The sequence below is a fragment of the Novosphingobium resinovorum genome (assembly GCF_027922145.1).
In the GTDB taxonomy this organism is placed as follows: domain Bacteria; phylum Pseudomonadota; class Alphaproteobacteria; order Sphingomonadales; family Sphingomonadaceae; genus Novosphingobium; species Novosphingobium resinovorum.
Window position 1 is genome coordinate 1 of record NZ_BSFC01000009.1, and the last position, 1,867, is coordinate 1,867.

3 protein-coding genes are annotated in these 1,867 nt (G+C 68.5%); all 3 read right to left on the bottom strand.

All coding sequences use genetic code 11. From position 1 onward, the window contains the following. A partial coding sequence (locus PKE80_RS04925) for an MFS transporter (protein WP_271181552.1) occupies positions 1 to 329 on the bottom strand: 329 nt, incomplete at its 3' end. An 88-nt stretch (positions 330 to 417) separates the two neighbouring features. Beyond that, the gene (locus tag PKE80_RS04930) at positions 418 to 1,311 is read right to left on the bottom strand and encodes an SMP-30/gluconolactonase/LRE family protein (protein WP_271181553.1); all 894 of its coding nucleotides are present in this window, start codon (positions 1,309 to 1,311) and stop codon (positions 418 to 420) included. Beyond that, the coding region (locus PKE80_RS04935) for an SDR family NAD(P)-dependent oxidoreductase (protein ID WP_271181554.1) at positions 1,295 to 1,867 on the bottom strand (573 nt) is incomplete at its 5' end. The genes PKE80_RS04935 and PKE80_RS04930, both read right to left, overlap by 17 nt.

The following is a 1,867-nucleotide window of genomic DNA, read 5'->3' on the forward strand; positions in this document are numbered from 1 at the left end:
GCGCCCGCGCCCAGAGCGCTGACCACGAAAAGCGCCGCGCCGATCATCATTACGCTGCGCCGGCCCCAGATGTCGGCGAGGCGGCCCGCCACGAAGGCGCCGATCGCACAGCCTACCAGGATCGCGCCGACGTTGAGGCCGGTGCCCAGCTTGGAGAGGTTGAAGGCCTTTTCCAGCCCGTCCTGCGTGCCGTTGATGACGCCGCTGTCATAGCCGAACATGAAGCCGCCGATCGTCGCCACCGCAACGATCATGGCGACGAAGGCCATGTTGACCTTCCCGCCGTACTCGACGCCCGCAGGCGCGCTGCCCATATCTATCGCGGCCATTCGATCACATCCTCTTCACTTGTGCCTGTCGTGGCATTCTTGTCGTCGCATTCTTGTCTTAGCGGGCCTGTCCGCTGGTGCGATAGTGTCAGCCCGCAGGATATCCCGGTTTCAGGCCGGGTACTTCCACCGCGAAGGTGAAGAGGTCTCCGGCATGCGGTTGTGCCGCGAGTTCGGCGTCCGACAACCCCTTGCGTGCCGTCGTCGCATAGACGGTGGTGAGGTCCGGGCCGCCGAACGCGATCTTGGTGACGTTGGCGACCGGGAATTCCACCCGGCCGAGGAACGTGCCGTCGGGCGCGAAGCGGGCGACGCCCCAGCCGCCGAACAGGCCGACCCAGACGGTGCCCCCGCTGTCCACCATCGGACCATCGGGATAGCCCATGCCGTCCGGCACCCGCGCGAACAGGCGCGCCTCGCCGGGATGGCCGTCGGCGTCCACCGGTGCGGACAGGATCGTGCGCTCCAGCGTATCGACGAGATAGACCATGCGGCCGTCCGGCGAGAAGGCGGGGCCGTTGGTGATGACCATCGGTTCGGGCGAAAGCGCGATGCAGGTATCGCCGTCGAACCGGTAGTAGCCGCCGCTCGGCGCTTCCTCGGCGTTGTCCATGGTGCCCAGCCACACCGAACCGTCCGGATGCACGGCGGCGTCGTTCAGGCGGTTGCCGGGCAGATCGGGCTCGACCGCGTGGATCAGGGTGAAGGCGTAGTCGGCGAAGCGGTGGATACCCGCCTTCGCGCCCACCAGCAGGGCTCCGTCCGCCAGCGGCAGCACCCAGCCGGGTTCCGCCGGCGCATCGGTGCTGTCGAGCGCGCCGCTGGCCGGATCGAAGCGGTGAAGCTTGTGGCCCTTGATGTCGACGAACCACAGGCAGCCGCGCGCCGTGTCCCACACCGGGCCTTCGCCCAGCGTGGCGCCCAGCCTGCAGGCGACGGCAGGCGTCATTGGGGCCGTCATCGTCTCAGCGCCAGCCGGCATCGACGAAGTACTCGTGGCCCGTGCACATGCGCGCGTCATCGGAGGCGAGGAACAGCGCCAGCGCCGCCACGTCGGCCGGCTGCACGCGGGCCTTCAGGCACTGTGCATCGAGGATCTCGCGCTCGCCCTCGGGGGTGTACCACTTTTCCTGCCGGGGCGTCTGGACGTTGCCGGGCACGATCGCGCAAACACGGATGTTCCGCTCGCCCAGTTCGCGGGCCATCGCGCGGGTCATGCCCTCGATCGCGGCCTTGGCGGTCTGGTAGAGCGAGAGCTGGTCGAGCGCGAGGTGCCAGCTGATCGACCCGAAGTTCAGGATCACGCCGCCGCCCGCCGCTTCCATGAAGGGCACGGCGGTCTGCGCGGCGAAGAACAGGTGGCGCAGGTTCACCGCCATGCGCTCGTCCCAGTATTCCGGGGTGACGTCGGCGATGGCGTGGCGGTCGTCGTTGGCTGCATTGTTGACCAGCACGTGGAGGCCGCCGAGCGCGTCATGCGCCGCCGCGACTTGCGCCTGCACGAAGTCGAGGTCCTTGAGATCGCCGGCGACGAAGCG